This window comes from Candidatus Nitrospira salsa (assembly GCF_965152625.1).
Genome location: NZ_CBCUCO010000004.1, coordinates 120037 through 140000, shown reverse-complemented (window position 1 = coordinate 140000; position 19964 = coordinate 120037). Strand labels below are relative to the sequence as shown.

Annotated in this window: 16 protein-coding genes and 2 rRNA genes (1 of these 18 running past the window's edge); 4 read left to right on the top strand and 14 right to left on the bottom strand. The window is 47.7% G+C overall.

What is annotated here, in order from left to right; translation table 11 throughout:
* Together ACWQXP_RS14660 and rrf are read left to right on the top strand one after the other, a co-directional pair.
* Positions 1 to 835 (top strand): 23S ribosomal RNA (locus ACWQXP_RS14660); it begins 2186 nt to the left of the window's first position.
* 119 nt (positions 836 to 954) lie between these two features.
* Positions 955 to 1071: ribosomal RNA gene (rrf, locus tag ACWQXP_RS14655) — 5S ribosomal RNA — on the top strand.
* Between the two features lie 115 nt (positions 1072 to 1186).
* On the opposite strand, the gene ACWQXP_RS14650 is transcribed toward rrf, so the two are convergent.
* Positions 1187 to 1564 carry an STAS domain-containing protein gene (locus ACWQXP_RS14650; protein ID WP_454063624.1) on the bottom strand — a complete coding sequence of 126 codons (378 nt, stop codon included), beginning with the start codon at positions 1562 to 1564 and terminating at the stop codon, positions 1187 to 1189.
* 635 nt (positions 1565 to 2199) lie between these two features.
* Here ACWQXP_RS14650 and hemL point away from each other — a divergent pair.
* On the top strand, positions 2200 to 3486 hold the full coding sequence (gene hemL / locus ACWQXP_RS14645) for a glutamate-1-semialdehyde 2,1-aminomutase (protein ID WP_454063623.1): 1287 nt from the start codon (positions 2200 to 2202) through the stop codon (positions 3484 to 3486).
* A gap of 198 nt (positions 3487 to 3684) precedes the next feature.
* Here the strand turns inward: hemL and ACWQXP_RS14640 are convergent, their stop codons facing one another.
* Both ACWQXP_RS14640 and ACWQXP_RS14635 read right to left on the bottom strand, forming a co-directional pair.
* Positions 3685 to 3927 carry a hypothetical protein gene (locus tag ACWQXP_RS14640; protein WP_447970046.1) on the bottom strand — a complete coding sequence of 81 codons (243 nt, stop codon included), beginning with the start codon at positions 3925 to 3927 and terminating at the stop codon, positions 3685 to 3687.
* A 387-nt stretch (positions 3928 to 4314) separates the two neighbouring features.
* Positions 4315 to 4701 (bottom strand): hypothetical protein, encoded by a 387-nt coding sequence (locus ACWQXP_RS14635; RefSeq protein WP_454063622.1) that lies wholly within the window; start codon positions 4699 to 4701, stop codon positions 4315 to 4317.
* A gap of 186 nt (positions 4702 to 4887) precedes the next feature.
* Between ACWQXP_RS14635 and ACWQXP_RS14630 the strand changes: the two genes are divergently transcribed.
* A complete protein-coding gene (locus tag ACWQXP_RS14630) occupies positions 4888 to 6321 on the top strand; it encodes an IS1182 family transposase (protein WP_454063621.1) in 1434 nt (477 codons plus the stop codon).
* Between the two features lie 271 nt (positions 6322 to 6592).
* Here the strand turns inward: ACWQXP_RS14630 and dapB are convergent, their stop codons facing one another.
* The 11 genes from dapB to metK form a co-directional block, all read right to left on the bottom strand.
* Positions 6593 to 7396: a 4-hydroxy-tetrahydrodipicolinate reductase gene (gene dapB / locus ACWQXP_RS14625; RefSeq protein WP_454063620.1), complete on the bottom strand. Its 804-nt coding sequence runs from the start codon at positions 7394 to 7396 to the stop codon at positions 6593 to 6595.
* A gap of 14 nt (positions 7397 to 7410) precedes the next feature.
* A complete protein-coding gene (dapA, locus tag ACWQXP_RS14620) occupies positions 7411 to 8283 on the bottom strand; it encodes a 4-hydroxy-tetrahydrodipicolinate synthase (protein ID WP_454064714.1) in 873 nt (290 codons plus the stop codon).
* 83 nt (positions 8284 to 8366) lie between these two features.
* Positions 8367 to 9641 (bottom strand): diaminopimelate decarboxylase, encoded by a 1275-nt coding sequence (lysA, locus tag ACWQXP_RS14615; RefSeq protein WP_454063619.1) that lies wholly within the window; start codon positions 9639 to 9641, stop codon positions 8367 to 8369.
* A gap of 210 nt (positions 9642 to 9851) precedes the next feature.
* Complete coding sequence (locus ACWQXP_RS14610; RefSeq protein WP_454063618.1) at positions 9852 to 10103, bottom strand: hypothetical protein; 252 nt, start codon at positions 10101 to 10103, stop codon at positions 9852 to 9854.
* A gap of 43 nt (positions 10104 to 10146) precedes the next feature.
* Positions 10147 to 11622 (bottom strand): argininosuccinate lyase, encoded by a 1476-nt coding sequence (gene argH / locus ACWQXP_RS14605; RefSeq protein ID WP_454063617.1) that lies wholly within the window; start codon positions 11620 to 11622, stop codon positions 10147 to 10149.
* Positions 11623 to 11632: 10 nt separating this feature from the next.
* Positions 11633 to 12871: an argininosuccinate synthase gene (locus ACWQXP_RS14600; protein WP_454064713.1), complete on the bottom strand. Its 1239-nt coding sequence runs from the start codon at positions 12869 to 12871 to the stop codon at positions 11633 to 11635.
* Between the two features lie 387 nt (positions 12872 to 13258).
* Complete coding sequence (gene argF / locus ACWQXP_RS14595; RefSeq protein WP_454063616.1) at positions 13259 to 14215, bottom strand: ornithine carbamoyltransferase; 957 nt, start codon at positions 14213 to 14215, stop codon at positions 13259 to 13261.
* Between the two features lie 19 nt (positions 14216 to 14234).
* Positions 14235 to 15446 carry an acetylornithine transaminase gene (locus ACWQXP_RS14590; protein WP_454063615.1) on the bottom strand — a complete coding sequence of 404 codons (1212 nt, stop codon included), beginning with the start codon at positions 15444 to 15446 and terminating at the stop codon, positions 14235 to 14237.
* Between the two features lie 280 nt (positions 15447 to 15726).
* Positions 15727 to 16566 (bottom strand): acyl-CoA desaturase, encoded by an 840-nt coding sequence (locus tag ACWQXP_RS14585; protein WP_454063614.1) that lies wholly within the window; start codon positions 16564 to 16566, stop codon positions 15727 to 15729.
* Positions 16567 to 16911: 345 nt separating this feature from the next.
* A complete protein-coding gene (ahcY, locus tag ACWQXP_RS14580) occupies positions 16912 to 18294 on the bottom strand; it encodes an adenosylhomocysteinase (RefSeq protein ID WP_454063613.1) in 1383 nt (460 codons plus the stop codon).
* 110 nt (positions 18295 to 18404) lie between these two features.
* Positions 18405 to 19556, bottom strand: coding sequence for a methionine adenosyltransferase (gene metK / locus ACWQXP_RS14575; RefSeq protein WP_454063612.1), 1152 nt, complete (start codon positions 19554 to 19556; stop codon positions 18405 to 18407).
* Between the last annotated feature and the right edge of the window lie 408 nt (positions 19557 to 19964).

The window sequence follows — 19964 nt, the reverse complement described above, 5'->3', positions numbered from 1 at the left end:
GCACCTTTACTACAACTTGACATTGTGTGTTGGGCGAGTATGTGTAGGATAGGTGGGAGGCTTTGAAGCGGGAGCGCTAGCTTTCGTGGAGCCAACCTTGAAATACCACCCTTAGTTTTCTGACATTCTAACCTGGCTCTGTCATCCAGAGCAGGGACATTGTCTGGTGGGTAGTTTGACTGGGGCGGTCGCCTCCTAAAAGGTAACGGAGGCGCCCAAAGGTTCCCTCAGGCTGGTCGGCAATCAGCCGTCGAGTGTAAAGGCAAAAGGGAGCTTGACTGTGAGACGGACACGTCAAACAGGGACGAAAGTCGGGCTTAGTGATCCGGTGGTTCTGTGTGGAAGGGCCATCGCTCAACGGATAAAAGGTACGCCGGGGATAACAGGCTGATTTCCCCCAAGAGTTCACATCGACGGGGAAGTTTGGCACCTCGATGTCGACTCATCGCATCCTGGGGCTGAAGCTGGTCCCAAGGGTCGGGCTGTTCGCCCGTTAAAGCGGTACGAGAGTTGGGTTCAGAACGTCGTGAGACAGTTCGGTCCCTATCTGTTGTGGGCGGAGGTAATTTGAGAGGGTCTGTCTCTAGTACGAGAGGACTGAGATGGACGGACCGCTAGTGTGCCGGTTGTCGCGCCAGCGGCAGTGCCGGGTAGCTATGTCCGGTTTAGATAACCGCTGAAAGCATCTAAGCGGGAAGCTAGCCTCAAGATAAGATTACCCTGGAGGTTTACCTCCCTAAAGGCCACTCAAAGACTATGAGTTTGATAGGCTGGGTGTGGAAGAGCTGAAAGGCTCGAAGCTAACCAGTACTAATCGGCCGTGAGACTTAACATCATTTTGCTCTTGATAGACATGGTCATAAATCAAAGTAAGACGTAGAGTACAATAATCGTATAGCCATAGCTTAGTGCTTTAATGTCTACGATTAGACTTTACGGTCTTACAGAAAATTTCTCGGTGACCATACCGGAGGGGTTCCACCCGTTCCCATCCCGAACACGGAAGTTAAGCCCTCCTGGGCCCATGATACTGCAGCTGCGAGGCTGTGGGAAAGTAGGTCGTTGCCGAGATTATTTTGAAAGCCTACCATCCAAGTTCTGGATGGTAGGCTTTCTTTTTTATATTATATTTAGATACAAGAGAGTAAGCGAAAGTTTTTATTAAGGAAGTATATTTTAATAGTGATTAGGCAGAGGCCGCAGCGGCAGGTATTTCTTTTGGCGGTACGACATGTGGTCGATGAAGTGCATCATACAATGATGGATATGTCGGAATACTCTCAGGAACATTCGCAATATTGAGTTCATTTCTTACAGCACTCAGCGGACTAACAAGGGAAAGCGATCCAGAATTGGCCTGAAAATATTCGTAGGCAAAATGTAAGATACTAATGACCTTTGGGTCTAAAAAGTACAATGAGGTAAGATTGACGACAACATGATTCTTCCCATCTGTCTGTATTTTTTCAATGGCTTCCATAAAATGATTATGGTCGGTTTCATCAAATCTTCCACAACAGTCTAAAATGACAGCTTCAGGTTGATGTCGTTGGTCAATGTGCATGACGTCTCCTTTCAGGAACTGGTGTTATAGCAGTTCCAATTTCATTTCTGAAATTGATGCCTATAACAACGCTAGATTATCAGAGCGCAAAAACTGAAACATATTTGGCTTCGCTCTAATATCACCACTATACACATTAAATCGGTGAGTCGTGTTAAAACCTTAACTTGTGCACCTGTAATAGATATATCAGTTGGAGCAGAGCACTAATATAGATTGCCCTTGGTTTGCTTGATAGATCGGGGAACCACCGTGCACAAGAGCACCTGTAATCAATGCATCAGTTAAGAGTGAAGCGATAATACAGTTTACTCAGCGATTGCCGGCAGATTAGGAGGAACCGTGTTCAAGGATGTCTATAATTACAATGTCAATGCGAAGCTAAAATATCAATGGTGGTCGTCTTACGAGGGGCTGTTTGATTTGGAACTACCGCATCCACCTAGTCACCTATAATCCCATGTTCATGATGCACAGTGTTTCAAATAGTGGATAGTTTTTTTGAACCATTGGCCCGTTGAGCGATCGTGACTTAGGCACTCACACAGAAAAATTTTCTGGTTTTTTTTTAAGATAGTGTAAATTTTTATACTTGTCTTTTTCTTTATTCAATGATTGTTCGAGGAGGACACAACGTGAAAACGAGTCAGTCTGTACGGCTGTTTAAAAAAGCGCAACGATTTATACCCGGCGGCGTGAATAGCCCTGTTCGAGCATTTCGATCGGTTGGCGGAACTCCTCTCGTGATGAAGAAAGCAAAGGGCGCATATTTATTTGACGTCGATGGTAATCGATATCTTGATTATGTGCTTTCCTGGGGACCGATGATTGTGGGGCATGCGCATCCACAAGTCTTAGAGGCGATTATTGAAACGGCAAAAAACGGAACAAGTTTTGGGACCCCGTCACAACAAGAAATTGAACTTTCGGAACTTGTCACAAAGATGATGCCGTCAGTCCAACGCGTGCGTCTCGTCAATTCTGGAACTGAGGCGACGATGAGTGCCATTCGCCTGGCACGTGCGTATACAAAGCGGGATACGATCATTAAATTTGAAGGTTGCTACCATGGTCATGCCGATCACTTGTTGGTTAAGGCGGGGTCAGGAGTGGCGACACTCGGTATTCCAGACAGTCCTGGAGTGCCAAAGGATTTTGCCGGACATACATTGACTGCGAGATATAACGATATTGGCAGCGTCGAACGATTGCTGAAACAGCATGGGAAAAAGATTGCGTGTATTATTGTTGAGCCAATTGCAGGAAATATGGGAGTCGTTCCTCCACATTCGGAGTTTCTGCCTGCCTTGCGCGATTTGACCAAAAAACATGGAATCCTTCTCATTTTTGATGAGGTGATGACAGGGTTTCGTGTGCATCCTGGAGGGGCGCAAGCGCTATTAAAGGTGAAGCCAGACCTTACCTGTTTAGGGAAGATTATCGGCGGCGGGTTGCCGATTGGAGCTTACGGTGGAAGAAAAGACATTATGGAAATGATTGCCCCTGCAGGGCCAGTCTATCAAGCAGGGACACTTTCGGGGAATCCAGTAGCTGTTGCAGCTGGAATAGAAACTCTGAGTTTGCTCAACGAGCCTGGTGTCTACGAAGAACTAGAAAAGAAATCGAAGAAACTGGCGGATGGACTAGGAGAGGCCGCAAGGCAAGCGAAGACTCCTTACTATCAAACCCGAGTGGGTTCGATGCTCGGCGGGTTTTTTGCTAAAGGTCCTATTACCGATTACTCAAGTGCGAAACAGTCAGATACCGCGCGATATGGAAAATTTTTCCATGGAATGCTTAGGCAAGGGGTCTACCTAGCCCCTTCACAGTACGAAGCAGCATTTTTATCGACCGCCCACTCACCAGAAAACATACGTAAAACAATAACGGCTGCAGGAAAAGTGATGAAATTACTGCGTTAATTCGAGCTTCTATAGCCGTCCCTATAAACTTCCAAGCCTCTGGAGTGTGGTATTGCGCTGTCTTGGCTACCTTGAATTAACGCTTCAGACGGGACAGTGGCTCCAACATTGGCTGTCCATTCCATTCAACACGGAAAGGGTGTCGCAATAATCGGAGACAAGGTCACAACTAGAAGTTATTTGGTTTCGCTATAGTCGTCAATCGTCGTCGTCATCATCATCGTCATCATCCTCTTCAAGTGCGGCTTGGCGCATTTGCTCTTCCATAGCATTGTGGATGAGCATGCGAAGAAACATGGAGATGACAGACCCTTTTTCTAAACTTCCTCCCGGCGGAACAGCAATTCGGCCTTCTTCCACCATCTTATCCAACCACTGTTTTTGATCTGGGGTGATATGGAGTGGAACTTCAATTAACGGAATCTTCCCAAACATATCCATAACAACTTCCTCCTACTACTAATGCAATAATGTCTTACGGTCTTACAAACGGGCTTTATGATGCACGGGGGCATCAAAGCACGCGCCTTTTGATTTTGTCAATCAATTTATTAAATGCAGGAGATGGATTTCTTCTGTTGGGAGAAACGGATAGGTCTTTGTGTATGAGAGAGAAGAAATAACGGTATGCTTAGATTAATTGTCGAAATCCGATCTGACAGGCGGTGTCAGATTATATCAAGCTGTCATCAAAAGCGGACGTTCAATAGATCTTTAGGTTTACGTCGCGAATGGCTCAGGTCGGCCAGAAGCGGACATTGAATCTTGGTAAATCCCTCTTGCTATCTAACGGCAGCCATCCCCTGCACCAACTTGTTAGCGCATTCATCATTCTGTATCCGTGTAATCGCGTTCACTTAGCATGCCGTGCGGTGATAGTGCGATGCTAAATCTCTTAAAAAGGCCAAAGAATTCAGTTAGCTTCATCTCGACTGATACTTTCCTAACTTCGACGGGTCCCTGACTTGAATCAATCATCGCCTTTACGTGGTCGTGATTTCCAGGAGAAAGTAGAAAATCTACAGATATGAGGCCTTCGTGTCCCCTACGGTTCTCACCGACAGAAATAGAAACTCCCAACAAGAACTCATCTCCCTCCTTATGCCCGTTGTCTGTCAGCCACTTCCCTGGACCGTTTCCGTCCGCGCTATCAGCTGCAGAAGTCCCTTTCCAGTCGTTATACTGAACAGAAGCCCGAAATCTTTTAGTATCCATTTGTCACTCCTTAAATTTGAAATCACGCCAACTGAATAGACTCACAAAAGAATTAAATAAATCCTTCCCCTTTTCTCCTTACTTCTTTGCTTCATAAACTCACATCACCACGATGTCTGCTTTGGGGCCAGACTGTGTGAAAACTCAGCAAGCAGGTATACTCCACCTTTCTCACGGAGGTGTGTGATGAGCGGATTTATTCAAGGTGACGATCGCCACCAAGCGACCTTGTTCCCCGAACGATTGGATGATTACATTGCCGAGGCCAGCTCGGTTCGGGTCATCGATGTCTTTCTTGACGACCTGGACCTCTCCGGGCTGGGCTTCAAAACCCATTCGGAGAAAACGGGGCGTCCGGCCTACCACCCAACCATACTACTGAAGCTCTATGTCTACGGGTATCTCAACCGGGTGCAGTCCAGTCGGCGCCTGGAACGAGAAGCGCACCGCAACGTGGAGCTCATGTGGCTCACCGGCCGCTTAACACCAGACTTTAAAACCATCGCCGACTTTCGCAAGAACAATGGCCACGCGATTCGCTTAGTCTGTCGTGAGTTCATCATGCTGTGCAAGAAGCTCGATCTGTTTGCCGAGGCCTTCGTGGCCATCGACGGCAGTAAGTTCAAGGCCGTGAATAACCGAGACCGGAACTTTACCAAGGCCAAGCTGCAGCGCCGGTTGGAACAGATTGATGAGAGCATTGACCGCTATCTGAGCCAGATCGCCAGTGCCGATCGCCAAGAAGCGGCGATGGCCAAGGCCAAAGCTCAACGGCTGGCGAAGAAGATCACGGCTCTGAAGACGGAAATGAAACGCCTCAAGAAACTTGAAATCCAGATGCATCAAGCGCCAGACCACCAGATTTCCTTGACGGATCCGGATGCACGGTCAATGGCCACCAGTGGGCGGGGCACGGGGATGGTGGGGTACAACGTGCAGACGGCCGTGGATACGAAACATCACTTGATCGTGATGCACGAGGTCACCAATGTCGGACATGATCGACACCAGTTGCACCATATGGCACAACAAGCGAAAGAGGCGATCGGATCGGAGACGCTCGATGTCGTCGCTGACCGAGGCTACTTCACGAGTGAAGAACTCCTCGCCTGCGAGCAGTCGAAGATCACGACCTATCTCCCCAAGCCACAGACATCAGGGAGTCCGAAGAAAGGGTTGTTTAGCAAACGTGATTTCATCTACCACGCGGACGATGATGAATATGAATGTCCAGCCGAGGAACGCTTGATCTGGCGGTTTGAAACACACGAGAAAGGATTGAAAAACCACAAATACTGGTCCTCCCACTGTCCGAACTGCTCCATGAAGTCGCAGTGCACGACCGGGCCCCATCGACGCGTGACGCGGTGGGAACATGAAGCGGTGCTGGAGGCCGCCGAAGCCCGCCTCGATCGAGAACCGGAGCGGATGCGCACGCGACGACAAACGGTCGAACATCCGTTCGGGACCTTAAAAGCCTGGATGGGGTACACCCACTTCCAAATGAAAACGCTCAAGCATGTGGGCACCGAAATGAGTTTGCATGTGTTGGCGTATAACGTCAAACGAGTGCTGGCGATTCTCGGCGTCAAACCGCTCCTCAACGCGATCCAGGCCTGAGGGCTGCCTTCCTACACAAAAATTCGGCGCATCAGCGCCACCGGTAATGCAACAGGAATGTTCGTGGTGACCCAAACGAGAAGGGGCAGGCAAAACGAAGAGCAACAACGAAAAAAAGATCAGCTGACGTACCGACTATGATGGGGTAGGAAAGTTTTTACACAGTCTGGGTCGATAGCGACCTGTTCCATCATACTGCTTGAATGTCTGTTTTGGAGATGAAGGCAATATCTGACTTTGTCTGTACGGTCGGATCTGACTCCGACACAACTTAGGCAAGGTCTAAAACGTCGGCCATGGTGTAGAGTCCAGGGGGTTGCGTGACAACCCATTCAGCGGCGCGTAAAGCCCCCATGGCAAAGGTATCACGAGTGTGGGCTCGGTGGGTGATTTCAATTCGTTCTCCAGGACCGCCAAACAAGACGGTGTGATCGCCGATGATATCTCCAGCACGAACGGTTTGTATGCCGATTTCCTTGGTCTTTCGTTGGCCGATGATCCCATGCCGCTCATAGACTCCGACGTCTTCTAAGTTCCAGTCCATTCCTCCGGCTAGCACTTCAGCAATTTTCAGGGCCGTGCCACTTGGCGCATCTTTCTTCTGATTGTGATGGGCTTCAATGACCTCAATGTTGTAGGTTTCGCCTAAGGCTTTCGCAACTTTTCCAACGACGCTCAGCAGGACATTCACTCCGACACTCATGTTGGGGGCAAAAACACACGGAATCTGTTTGGCTAAATCTTTTAGTTGTTGAAGTTCTTCTTGATCAAATCCGGTGGTGCCTATCACCATGGCCTTTTTTTGACTCACGGCGAGTTGCAGATTTAACAGGGTGGCTTGAGGTGCGGTGAAATCAATGATGACTTGTGCGTCTTGAAGAACCTCCCCAAGCGTATTTTGTATGATGACCCCTGCCCGTCCACTCCCCGCTTCTTCTCCTGCGTCACGGTTTAATGCAGGATGCCCCGGGTTTTCTATAGCGCCAGCCAGCTGCATGGTTGCTGATTCTTGGACTAAGGCAACCAGTCGTTTGCCCATACGCCCTGCTGCGCCCATGATAATCGTGTTGATCATAGCGAAGGAATTCCTTAGCCCAAACCGCAGGTCTTCATGACTTGAAATAATTTCTCTTGATTTTGAGGTGAGATGGGGGTCAATGGAAGCCGCAGTTCATTCTGAAGTTTTCCCATCTTTGACAACGCGGCTTTGACAGGAATGGGATTGGTTTCATAAAACAATGCCGAAAACAACGGGGTCAATTTATAATGAAGTGTTCTGGCTTCTTCATAGTTTCCTTTTAATGCCAAGTTGACCATATTGGCCATGTCGGCCGGAGCCACATTGGCTGTGACAGTAATCACGCCTTTGGCGCCAATGGCCATCATCGGAAGCGTTAAGGGATCATCGCCAGCGAGCACCGTCATCTTCTCGCCACATTGTTCAATGATGGCTGAAACTTGCGATAATGATCCACTCCCCTCTTTGACCGCGACGATTGAGGAAATGTCTGAGAGCCTTGCGATAGTCTCTGGCGTCATATTCACGCCTGTTCGACTTGGAATATTGTAAAGCACTAAAGGGATATCGGATGCCTTTGCCACAGCGGAATAATGCTGAAACAGTCCCTCTTGCATGGGCTTGTTGTAATACGGGGTGATGAGTAGTGCGCCATCGGCTCCGACTTCTTTCGCATGCTTCGTGAACGTCACGGCTTCATCTGTGGAATTTGATCCAGTACCGGCGATAACTTTGACCCGCCGCTGAACGATTTCGACCGTTAAGGCGACCACTCGTTCGTGTTCTTGAGGTGTCAAGGTGGCCGACTCTCCTGTTGTCCCGCAAGGGACAATGCCATGCGTCCCGTTGGCAATTTGAAATTCAATCAACTCGGCGTAGGCGACCTCATCAAACGTCCCATTTTTAAACGGCGTCACAATGGCCACTAAAGAACCTGAAAATATCATAGAACCTCAATAAATAGAGAGAGCCTTAAATAAAAAATTAGATCACGATCTTTTGTGTCGACTCACAGGAAAACTCATGACTATGATATTTCCCCATCTTTCAAAAACGAGGGAATGGTTTCCCCTCGGATCAGGTCGTCATAGCTTTCTCGTGCACGGATGACGTGAATGTCATGGTCTTTAATCAGTACCTCTGGAACACGGGGTCTCGAGTTATAGTTCGAGGCCATGGTGAAGCCATATGCGCCTGCGCTCATAACGGCCAAAAGATCTCCTGAAGCGGTCTCCGGTATCTCGCGATCTTTCGCAAGGAAATCTCCTGACTCACAAATGGGGCCAACGATGTCAACGGTTTTCACCTGATTCCTAAATGGTTTTCGAACATGTTGAATTTCATGATAGGCATCATACAAGCTTGGTCGTAGCAAGTCGTTCATGGCCGCATCGACCACCACAAACTTTTTGGCCTCAGTATCTTTGTTGTACAGAACGCGAGTCATCATCACGCCGGCATTGCCAACAATAGACCGCCCCGGCTCCATAATCAACTGACATTTCAGGTCATGGAGGAGTGGCGAAATGGCAGCGGCGAGTTCCTTGGGGTGTGGGGGAATTTCATCGGAATAAGTAATGCCGAGGCCCCCGCCAATATTGATGTAGCGAATATTGATACCCTGAACCTTAAGGGTTTCAATCAACGCTAGGATTTTTTTGAGTGCGTCAGTAAAGGGTGTCAGCTCAGTCAATTGCGAACCGATATGACAATGCACACCCACAACATCGATATGCGCCAATGTGGTCGCAGTCTTAAATTCTTCCAGTGCACGTTCTGCACCGATGCCAAACTTGCTTTTCTTGAGTCCCGTGGAAATGTAGGGATGCGTTTTAGGATCAATGTCCGGGTTGATTCGAAGCGCAACTCTGGCACGAACTCCCATTTTCCCCGCGACTTCGTGTATCAACTGAAGTTCACCTGCTGATTCCACGTTAAACATTAAAATGTCGGACTTTAGAGCTTGTTCGATTTCATCTCCTGATTTTCCTACACCGGCAAACACTATTTTCTGCGATGGCACTCCAGCTTTCAGTGCACGAAAGAGCTCGCCTCCGGATACAATATCGGCCCCGCTTCCCTCCTGTGCCATGAGACGAAGGATGGCAATATTCGAATTCGCTTTCATGGCATAAGCAATGGTATGCGGGATCGCATCGAACGCTTGATCAAAGGCTCGAAAATGTCGGACAAGCGTCTTGTGGCTGTAGATATAACAAGGGGTACCGACTTTGTGTGCAATTTCTTCCAGCGACACGTTTTCACAGTAGAGCTGGTCATCTTGATAGTGAAAGTCATGCATAATATAAGATCTCTTTTTAATGGCGAATTGCGGTTTTATACTAACTTGCCGTACGGAATAGTGAGCATTGTTTTATTCCTGTCATGTCCGTAATTCGTTCGTGGCATTTTCGTTTTAGAACAGTTTGATGTCGGAACGATTTTCTTCAAAGAACGAGTTGTCTCATTGGTATTTTCGCAAAAAATTCAGAAACATTCATTCTCAGAACTCTCAACGTGAACCTACGGGACGCAGAGCAGGGAGATGAACAGATTCCTCTTCAATTGGAATCAAGAGTTCTCCGTCTTCGCCCAGCTGAGGCGGAGGCTGCCGTTGTTCTCGAATTTTGGCCTCTAAACCTACCTCTTCCGGGGCAATCGGAGGGCCGGCCGCTCCGCACCCAGCGCAAAAACAAAAGAGTAGGCTGACGCTACAGACTCTGATTGCTTGAGAGGAAACGATTTTTCTTATCGGCTGAAACATGACGATCAGGTTTCTTGAGCATGTCAATTAAAAAGTCCGGCTATTATAACAGGCGTTTCTCTAATATACGCAACCTGCTTTGAACTTGTCTTCTCGCGGTTCCTCCAATCTGATCTTTTCTCTGAATAGCCCCTTCAGGCGTCAATAAGTTCAACGCATCTTTTGCGAAATGTGAGGAGTGAGATCGAAGTTCCGGTAATGTGATGTGCGCGAGGTCTTTCTTTTGCTCGGCACATTGTCCTACGAGACTTCCAATGATGGCATGGGCCTCGCGAAAGGGTATTCCTTTTCGCACAAGGTAGTCGGCTAATTCTGTCGCAAAGAGTAATCCGGATTGAACGGCCTCAGCCATAACGTCTTGTCGTACCTTGAGCCGTTTGATGAGCTCGGCATAAATCGAGACACTGTCAGTGACGGTGTCTAAGGCATCGAAGAGCGGCTCTTTATCCTCTTGCAAATCTCGATTGTAGCTGAGGGGGAGGCCTTTGAGTGTCGTTAAGACAGACATCAAGTGACCATAGACTCGTCCGGTTTTGCCTCTGACTAATTCGGCGACGTCTGGATTTTTTTTCTGCGGCATCATGCTGCTTCCCGTGCAGAAGGAATCCGACATTTCAATAAACTGGAATTCCTGAGAGGACCAAAGAATGAACTCTTCACTCATTCGCGATAAGTGCATCATGAGAAGAGAGCAGGCATTGAGAACTTCCACGACAAAGTCTCGGTCTGACACGGTATCCAGGCTGTTAGTCGTCACGGCAGGAAAGTCGAGCAATTTAGCCGTGTAGCTTCGATCAATTGGATAGTTCGTTCCTGCTAATGCCCCTGCGCCAAGCGGTAAGACATTGAGCCGGTTTAAGGCATCTGTTAGTCTTCCTTTATCTCGTTCGAACATATCCACATATGCCAAAAAGTGATGAGCAAAGAGAACCGGTTGTGCTCGTTGAAGATGCGTATAGCCAGGCATAATGACCTGTTGGTATCGACGAGCTTGAACCGTCATGGCTTTCTGGAGTTGTATCAATCCAGCGATTAAAGCCTTGATCGAATCTCTGACGTACAGACGAAGGTCCAGGGCGACTTGGTCATTACGGCTTCTTCCTGTATGGAGTTTGCCGCCGAGCGGACCAATGAGTTGGGTCAGTCGGCGTTCAATACTCATGTGGATGTCTTCATCTTCGTTTCGAAACTCGAAGCGGCCTCGTTGAATTTCGACGAGAACTTTTTCTAATCCGCGAATAATCGTTTGACATTCGTGTCGTTTGATCACTTTGGCGTGATGGAGCGTCTTGCAGTGTGCAATACTCCCCTGAATGTCGTAGTGATAGAGCCGTTGATCAAAAGGGAGTGAAGACGTAAACCGTTCAACAAGATGATGGGTGTGTTTCTTGAATCGACCTCCCCATAGTTTTTTTTGCTGGGAACGCGAAGATTTCTTTGTTGTCGTTGTTGTGGCAGTGCGAGTGTTCGTATTGCTCCGTGATCGCGATTCTGATTTTTTTCGGGGATGTTGTGCCATCGACTATCCTTTACTTGCTGTCATTCTTTTTGTTCCGTTCGGTTTGCATGGCTAATCGCAAAGCATTAATCCGAATGAATCCCGTCGCATCACGTTGGTCAAATCCTTGTCCTTCTTCAAACGTGGCAAGATGTTTTTTGTATAAAGACCGTGTTGAACGTCGGCCAGTGACGATGCAGTTTCCCTTATAGAGCTTAAGTCGAACGGTTCCCGTTACGTCTTGCTGCGCTTGGTCGAATGCTGTTTGAAGCATCACGCGCTCTGGCGAAAACCAATAGCCATTATAAATCAGTTCGGCATAGCGTGAGATGAGACTGTCACGAAGGTGAAGGACCTCTCGATCCATGGTGATGGACTCTAGACCCCGATGAGCGACATGTAAAATTGTGCCTCCTGGAGTCTCATACACTCCGCGGGCTTTCATGCCGACATACCGATTTTCCACGAGATCCACGCGACCGATGCCATGTTTGCCCCCAAGTCGGTTCAGATGATCGAGCAACGCTGACGGCTTCAGGCGTTTGCCGTCAATGCCAATGGGGTCTCCATTATTGAATTGAACCTCTATGGATTCAGCTTTATTCGGTGCGCGTTCAGGGGACACGGTCATTTTAAACATATTTTCCGGTGGGGCCACCCATGGATCTTCTAAGATGCCCCCTTCATAACTTATGTGAAGAAGGTTGAGGTCCATACTATAGGGTTTGGCCTTGGTGACCGTAATCGGGATGCGATGTTTTTTGGCATAGGTAATGAGGTCGTCACGCGAGGTAAATGACCACTCTCGCCATGGGACGATCACCCGAATGTCAGGTGCCAGTGCTGCATAGGCAAGTTCAAACCGAACTTGATCGTTTCCCTTTCCAGTAGATCCATGACTAACAAATGTTGCGCCTTCTTTTTTTGCAATTTCAATTTGACGTTTCCCGATCAACGGGCGGGCGATTGACGTGCCCAACAAATAACTCCCTTCGTACACGGCATTCGCTCGTAACATGGGAAACACATAGTGTTTGGCAAACTCTTCTCGAAGATCTTCAACGTAGACTTTCGAGGCTCCCACGGCCACGGCCTTTCGTTTAATCGCTTCCAAGTCTTCGCCTTGGCCTAGATCGGCGCAGAATGCAATGACCTCGCATTGATAGGTGTCTTTCAGCCAGCGCAAGATGGCAGAGGTGTCCAACCCACCAGAATAGGCTAATACAACCTTGCTCTTGGACTGTTGGGGTGAGAGAGATGGAGATGACATGGCTGCCTTTTTTTTGGCTACTTTTTTCATAACAACATTCGTCCTACTATAGGGTGTGGAGTGTCGAAAAAAACGTTTCAGTGTTGAGTGCTGAACCCTTTGGCCGTTCCATGAATCTTTTAGATTGACTTGGCGAAGCCCGCGAGTACTGCTTTGGAGTGTTTTATTGGTTTCTTCATGTTGGAGTTCGTCCTAGTGTCGTGTCGCAAATATTCGCTTGATCCGCTAGATAATGTTCCGTGTTGTTCCAAGGGGGTGGACAGTAAAACAGTCCACCTCGTGTCATGTTCGACAGGCATCCTTGTTTCGTTTGGTCAACATTTCGAGAGGTGCACCTAGTTAGCTATTCACGCTGGAAAAGAACACGAGTTACTAAGGTTTTTCGGTTCACGATCCCAGCCAATCAATTAAGATGGCGTTCTGCATATCCAGTCGATTTTCCGCTTGCTCTAAGACCACGGCTTGTGGACCATCGAGGACGCCAGTTGAAATTTCTTCCCCACGATGTGCCGGGAGGCAATGCATGACCATGGCATCAGCTTTGGCCTTTCGTAACAGTCCCTCATTGACCTGGTAGGGAGTCAAAGCTTTGAGCCGCCGTTTTTGCTCCCGCTCTTGTCCCATGCTGATCCAGACGTCGGTATACAGCACGTCGGCGTTTCGAACGGCCTCAACCGGATCAGCGGTTACCTGTATCTTTGTTTTGGTCTTCAAGGCTTCCTCTTGTGCCCAGTCCACAATTTTCTGGTCTGGCTCATACCCGGATGGACAGCCCACCGACACGTGCATACCCATGAGCGCACCGGCCTCAAGGAGGGAATGTGTCACATTATTTCCATCGCCGATATAGGCGAGCTTTAACCCTTTGAGCCGCTTTTTTTTAATCGAAATGGTGAAGAGATCAGCGAGAATCTGACAGGGGTGACATTGATCGGTGAGTCCATTAATGACCGGAATCGTCGCATAGGTGGCCCAGTCCTCAAGGGTCGTCTGATCAAATGTTCTGACGACAAGGCCATCTAAATAACGCGAGAGCACTTGGGCGGTATCCGCGAGGCTTTCCCCTCGACTCAATTGAATTTTCTCAGAATCCAAAAATAACGATTGCCCGCCTAATTGGTTCATCCCTGCTTCAAACGAGACGCGGGTTCGCGTGGAAGGTTTTTCGAAAATTAACCCCAGTGTTTTTCCCACTAACGGTCTGGGCATTCGGCGTGCTCGGCGTTTGGTCTTTAGCGATTGGGCATGTTTGATCAAGGCCGTGATGTGTCGAACGGAAAGACTGGCAATCGTTAAGAGATCTTTGGGGGTTTTTCGAGAAGACCGTGTTGTTGATGAAGCCATAGATGGATTTCCTGAATCGTCAAGGGTGTGTCGTCGTTAGTGCTTGTTTGGTCAAAACATTCGACAGGATAGTGATCAGTGAGTCAATCTCTGTTTGAGTAATAATAAGTGGCGGAATAAATCGAAGCACGTTTCCCATCGTGCAGTTAATGATGACCCGACGAGCCAGACAGTCCATCACGATCGGTTTTCCGTCGACCGAGAGCTCCAGGCCTTGTAACAACCCTCGGCCTCGAACTTCTTTGATGATGGGAAAATTCTCCTTTAGAGTGAAAAGCATTTTTTGCAGATAGGCTCCCCGTTCTTGAGATCGTTTAAGTTCTTCCCCTTCAAGTAGAATTCGAATCACTTGCAGGGCAGCAGTACAGGCGAGCGGGTTTCCCCCAAAGGTCGAACCATGTGTTCCGTATGTAAAGACTTTCGCAACTTCATCGGTAGCAAGACACGCTCCGATTGGCATGCCTCCGCCTAAACCTTTGCCCAATGTCATGATGTCCGGTTGAATGCCAAATTGTTGATAGGCAAACAAAGTGCCTGTGCGCCCCATGCCCGTTTGAATTTCGTCAAAAATCAGGAGGATATTTCGCGCCGTACAGAGATTGCGTACCGCCTTGAGGTAGTCCGTATCTGCAACAACGACTCCACCCTCTCCTAAAATAGGTTCCAGCATAATCGCCGCTGTGTGCTCAGAAATATTTGCTTCAAGTGCCTGAAGGTCGTTGAAGGGGACGTACTTGAACCCAGGAACCAGAGGCTCAAAACCAAGCTGCACTTTTGTTTGACCGGTTGCGGTCAGTGTTGCCAACGTTCGACCATGAAAAGAATTCACCATCGTAAGAATTTCAGATCGATCTGGTCCAAAATGTTCGTGGCTATATTTCCTGGCTAACTTTATGGCCGCTTCATTGGCCTCTGCTCCACTATTGGCAAAAAATACTTTGTCAGCGAATGATTGTTCAGCCAATTCACGCGCGAGTTTGGCTTGAGGTTCTGTATAAAAGAGGTTTGAGGTGTGAATGAGCTGACGAATTTGTCGTTTGATGCTGGCAATCAGATCTGGATGGCCGTACCCCAGCGCATTGACCGCAATGCCTCCCACACAATCAAGATAGGCTCGTCCTTCTGCGTCATAGACCTGGCATCCTTGTCCGCGAACAATGGACATTGGAAGCCGGTCATAGGTATTCATGACATATCGATCAGTGAGTTGTTGGATTTCTTCTGTCAGCATGTCTTAATGAGTCCCGATATGTGAATCACACGCCTCATTTTTCCAGCGTTACGAGAAATCACGCTGCAATCCTAGAAAAACCATTGTTGTGTGATGCGAGAAAACCCGCGTGAATACAGGCGAATCTAGCACACAGGTTCTGAGGTTCGCAATATGAATTGACGCGAGATTATGTGAGGAGGGTGTAGGTCGGAATGGTGAAGAACCTGAGTTGCCCGAGGCTGGTGAAGTTGGGGGAGTAAGGTCATTATCACACCAGACCTAAATGACAATTGCATTATTATGGCACAGACTGTCGTCTGAGGTCGTAAGCAAATCCGAATTTACTCAATGTCCATATCAACCACTTGGATGGATCGAAATTATACCACTGTGCTCCATTGCGATAATCCGTTTGATACATATGATGATAATTATGGTATCCCTCTCCAAAGGTTAGAAGGGACACAAACCAACTGTCTCGACTCGAGTCAGAGGTCCCGTGAGGTTGATTTCCCCATAAATGGCAGATTGAGTTAATGAAGAACGTTGAGTTGAGTACGAAAAACGTTCGCGCCACGCCAGCTAAGAGAAAGCAACTGACTCCGCCAATCCACCCATTGTAAAGAAACCCAATGATAAAGGGGAAAGCTAACCCGGCAATCACAACCGCGATATAATTTTGATGTTGCCACATGACCAGAGGGTTTTGTTTCAGCTTCGTTTTATATTTGTCATATAAGGACGGGTCTGTGTCTTTCCAGAATAGCCATCCGCAATGGCTCCACCAGAAGCCGAGCTTGGCGTTATAGGGGTCTTCGTCTTCGTCGCATCGGGCATGATGGCGAATGTGGTCAGAGGCCCATTTCAGTGCAGAATTTTGTAGAGCCATGCCGCCGGCAATGAGTAGGACCATCTCTACCCACTTCGCGCATTTGAAACTTCGATGTGCAAATAAGCGGTGGTATCCAACCGTGATTCCGAGTCCAGTGAAGATGTACAAGATCACGAACATCGTCCAATCCACCCATGAAAAGTCGTAGTAATAGGTGAATATCGGAAGGCCGATCATGGCCCCCACGACGATCGTTCCAAACAGGAACGTGGTGAGATAATCAAATTGTCTAGTGGTGGCGTCCATCTATAGAACCTCGGGCTTCAGTGAATGCAAGTTTGTAACGCTGTTTGAAGAGTAAATAGGGAATTTCCGGAAGGAAACTCCGATTGTGACAGGTGACTATAGGATACACGTTGGAGGAAATCTTGTAAAGCCAGGCTTTGCTCTTACCCAAGACCATACTGAATGAGAATCCGCTTAAATTATCGCTATCTGTGATTACAGCTCAGTGACAGAGCCTTACAGTATGCGGGCTAATTTTTGAGGAATCTGTAATAGTGGAGAATGCCAAGTGGGGAGTGGTAGGCCATGGTGACCTGAACTGGTTCAAGCTCACCATGGCGATCTTTCGTGACGTCAGTATACCTCTTAGTATTTGTAGCTATCTTCTTTATATGGTCCGTCTACGGAGACATTGATGTAGTCGGCTTGAGTTTTTGTGAGCTTGGTAATAACTCCTCCAAATCCACGAACCATATGAGCCGCCACTTCTTCGTCGAGGCTCTTCGGTAAAACCTGCACGGTTACATTCTGGATTTGCTGATCGGCAAATTTCCGTTCGTACAAGTAAATCTGTGCAAGGACTTGGTTCGCAAACGACCCATCCATAATTCGAGATGGGTGACCAGTTGCGTTACCTAAATTGACAAGGCGCCCTTCAGACAAGAGTAGTAAGTGATCATTGTGAGCCTTGTCACGATAGACCTTGTGCACTTGAGGTTTGACTTCCTCCCATTCCCAGTGCTTGCGCATGTAGGCCGTGTCAATCTCATTGTCAAAATGCCCAATATTACAGACAACCGCGCCAGCTTTGAGCGATTGCAACATGGCTGAGTCGCAGACATTAAAATTACCAGTCGTGGTGACGACAAGGTCAGTGTTGCTCAGCAACGTCTTGTTGATGTTTTCGACTTTTCCTGTATTAATTCCATCATTGTAGGGTGAAACGACTTCAAATCCATCCATGCAGGCCTGCATGGCGCAAATCGGATCAATTTCCGAGATTTTCACAATCATACCTTCTTGACGAAGTGACTGTGCCGATCCTTTTCCGACGTCGCCATACCCAATCACCAGGGCTTTTTTGCCTGCGAGCAAGTGGTCCGTCCCCCGTTTAATTGCGTCGTTTAAACTGTGACGACAGCCGTATTTGTTATCATTCTTGGATTTGGTCACGGCGTCATTGACGTTAATGGCCGGAACTTTCAGCGTTCCTTTTTTCAGCATTTCTAGTAAACGATGCACGCCAGTTGTGGTTTCTTCAGTCACGCCATGAATTCGGTCAAGCATGGCTGGAAATTTTTCGTGAAGCATGAGCGTTAAGTCACCGCCATCATCCAGCACCATATTAGCGTCCCACGGCTCCCCATCTTTCAAAATCGTTTGCTCAAGGCACCAGTCATATTCTTCTGCGGTTTCACCTTTCCAGGCATAGACTGGGATTCCGCGTGCCGCAATGGCGGCAGCGGCGTGATCTTGGGTCGAAAAAATATTGCAGGAAGACCAGCGGACTTCCGCTCCGAGTTCAATCAGCGTCTCAATGAGCACACCGGTTTGAATCGTCATATGAATGCAGCCGAGGATTTTAGCGCCTTTTAGCGGTTGGGGCGCTCGATATTTTTCCCGTAATGCCATCAATGCCGGCATTTCAGTTTCGGCAATTTCGAGTTCTCTCCTTCCCCAATCGGCGAGGGTGATGTCTGCGACTTTATAGTCTTTCGTTTTAGGGTCAACTGTGGCTGCAGTACTCATATGGTATGGGTCCTTTCTTATACGACCAACGTTCTCTGATCATCGACAAAATACGGTTAATGCACAATGTCTATTTGTCTGTCTCGCTGATCTTCTTAAAGTTCTTATAGTTAAATTCCTGCTTCACGCCGAAGTAGTGCGGCTTTATCCGTTTTTTCCCATGTGAATCCTGGTTCATTACGGCCAAAATGACCATACGCCGCTGTTTGTTTGTAGATAGGACGACGTAATTTGAGGTGCTCGATAATGCCTCGAGGATTTAAGGGGAAATGTTTGCGGACGAGTTTTTCAATTCGTTCCACTGCAGCTTTTTCGGTCCCTTTTGTATCAACGAGTACCGAAACGGGGTTTGGGACGCCAATGGCATATGCCAGCTGCACTTCACATTTGTCCGCGAGCTTGGCCGCGATAATATTTTTGGCAATATATCGAGCCATATACGAGGCTGATCGGTCAACTTTACTGGGGTCTTTACCGGAAAACGCTCCCCCGCCGTGGCTGCCCACACCTCCGTAGGTATCCACAATGATTTTTCTTCCTGTCAGTCCTGTATCGCCCATGGGGCCACCGGTGACGAATCGCCCGGTTGGATTGATATGAAAGGTCACAGTCTTGGGATTATAGAGTTTCTTGGGCATCACGGGGTTGATGACCTTGTCCATGAGATCTTTTTCAATTTTTTTCGAAGTCACAGAATCACTATGCTGGGTCGAGACAACAATCGTATCAATCCTCACAGGTTTTCCATTTTTATACTCGACGGTTACTTGGGCTTTGCCGTCAGGTCTGACCCAGGGTAAAATATTTTTCTTGCGAACTTCTGCCAGACGTCGAGTCAGTCTATGGGCAAGGACAATGGGCATGGGCATGAGTTCGGCCGTTTCGTTAGAAGCGTAGCCAAACATCAGGCCCTGGTCTCCAGCGCCTCCAGTGTCAACTCCCATGGCGATGTCTCCAGATTGGGCATCAATGGCTGTTAAGACTGAACAGGTTCGATGGTCAAATCCCCATGTGGCATCTGAGTAGCCGACCCCTCTAATGGTTTCCCTTATGATGTCAGGTATTTCAACATAGGCTTTTGTTGAGATTTCTCCGGCGACAAAGGCCAGTCCAGTCGTCAGAATAGTTTCGCAGGCCACTCGACAATTTTTGTCTTTTTTAATAATGGCATCTAAGATCCCATCAGATATCTGATCGGCAATTTTGTCTGGGTGTCCTTCGGTCACGGACTCTGACGTAAAGAGATAGTTGGATCGTCTCATTAAATAGTATCCTCTATTCTGTTGAGGGACAATATGGACCTGTCTAAAGGTTCACATTACTAAGGTCCCTGTTATGATGGATAAACGGCGGGCAAGACTTGCACTTTAATAAAAGTACACCCCTATATGTCAATGACAAATTTATTATATATGTTATAAACACAGGGAAGTAAAAGTATTTTTTGGCATATCGTACATGATTATCCAGTGGACATGCCATGAACAATAGCTGTGAATTGAAGAAGAAGTTCGCGTTAACATTATGTAAGAATCGAAGGCACTATAGTCCATTGAATGAAAAGCCATGTCGATAAGTCAAAGCTGTCGTAAACTTTTTGACATGTTTAAAATTGTCAGCTTCGTACGCAACTAGGGTTTACTATGTATGGACGGATTACCTGTTTTAGA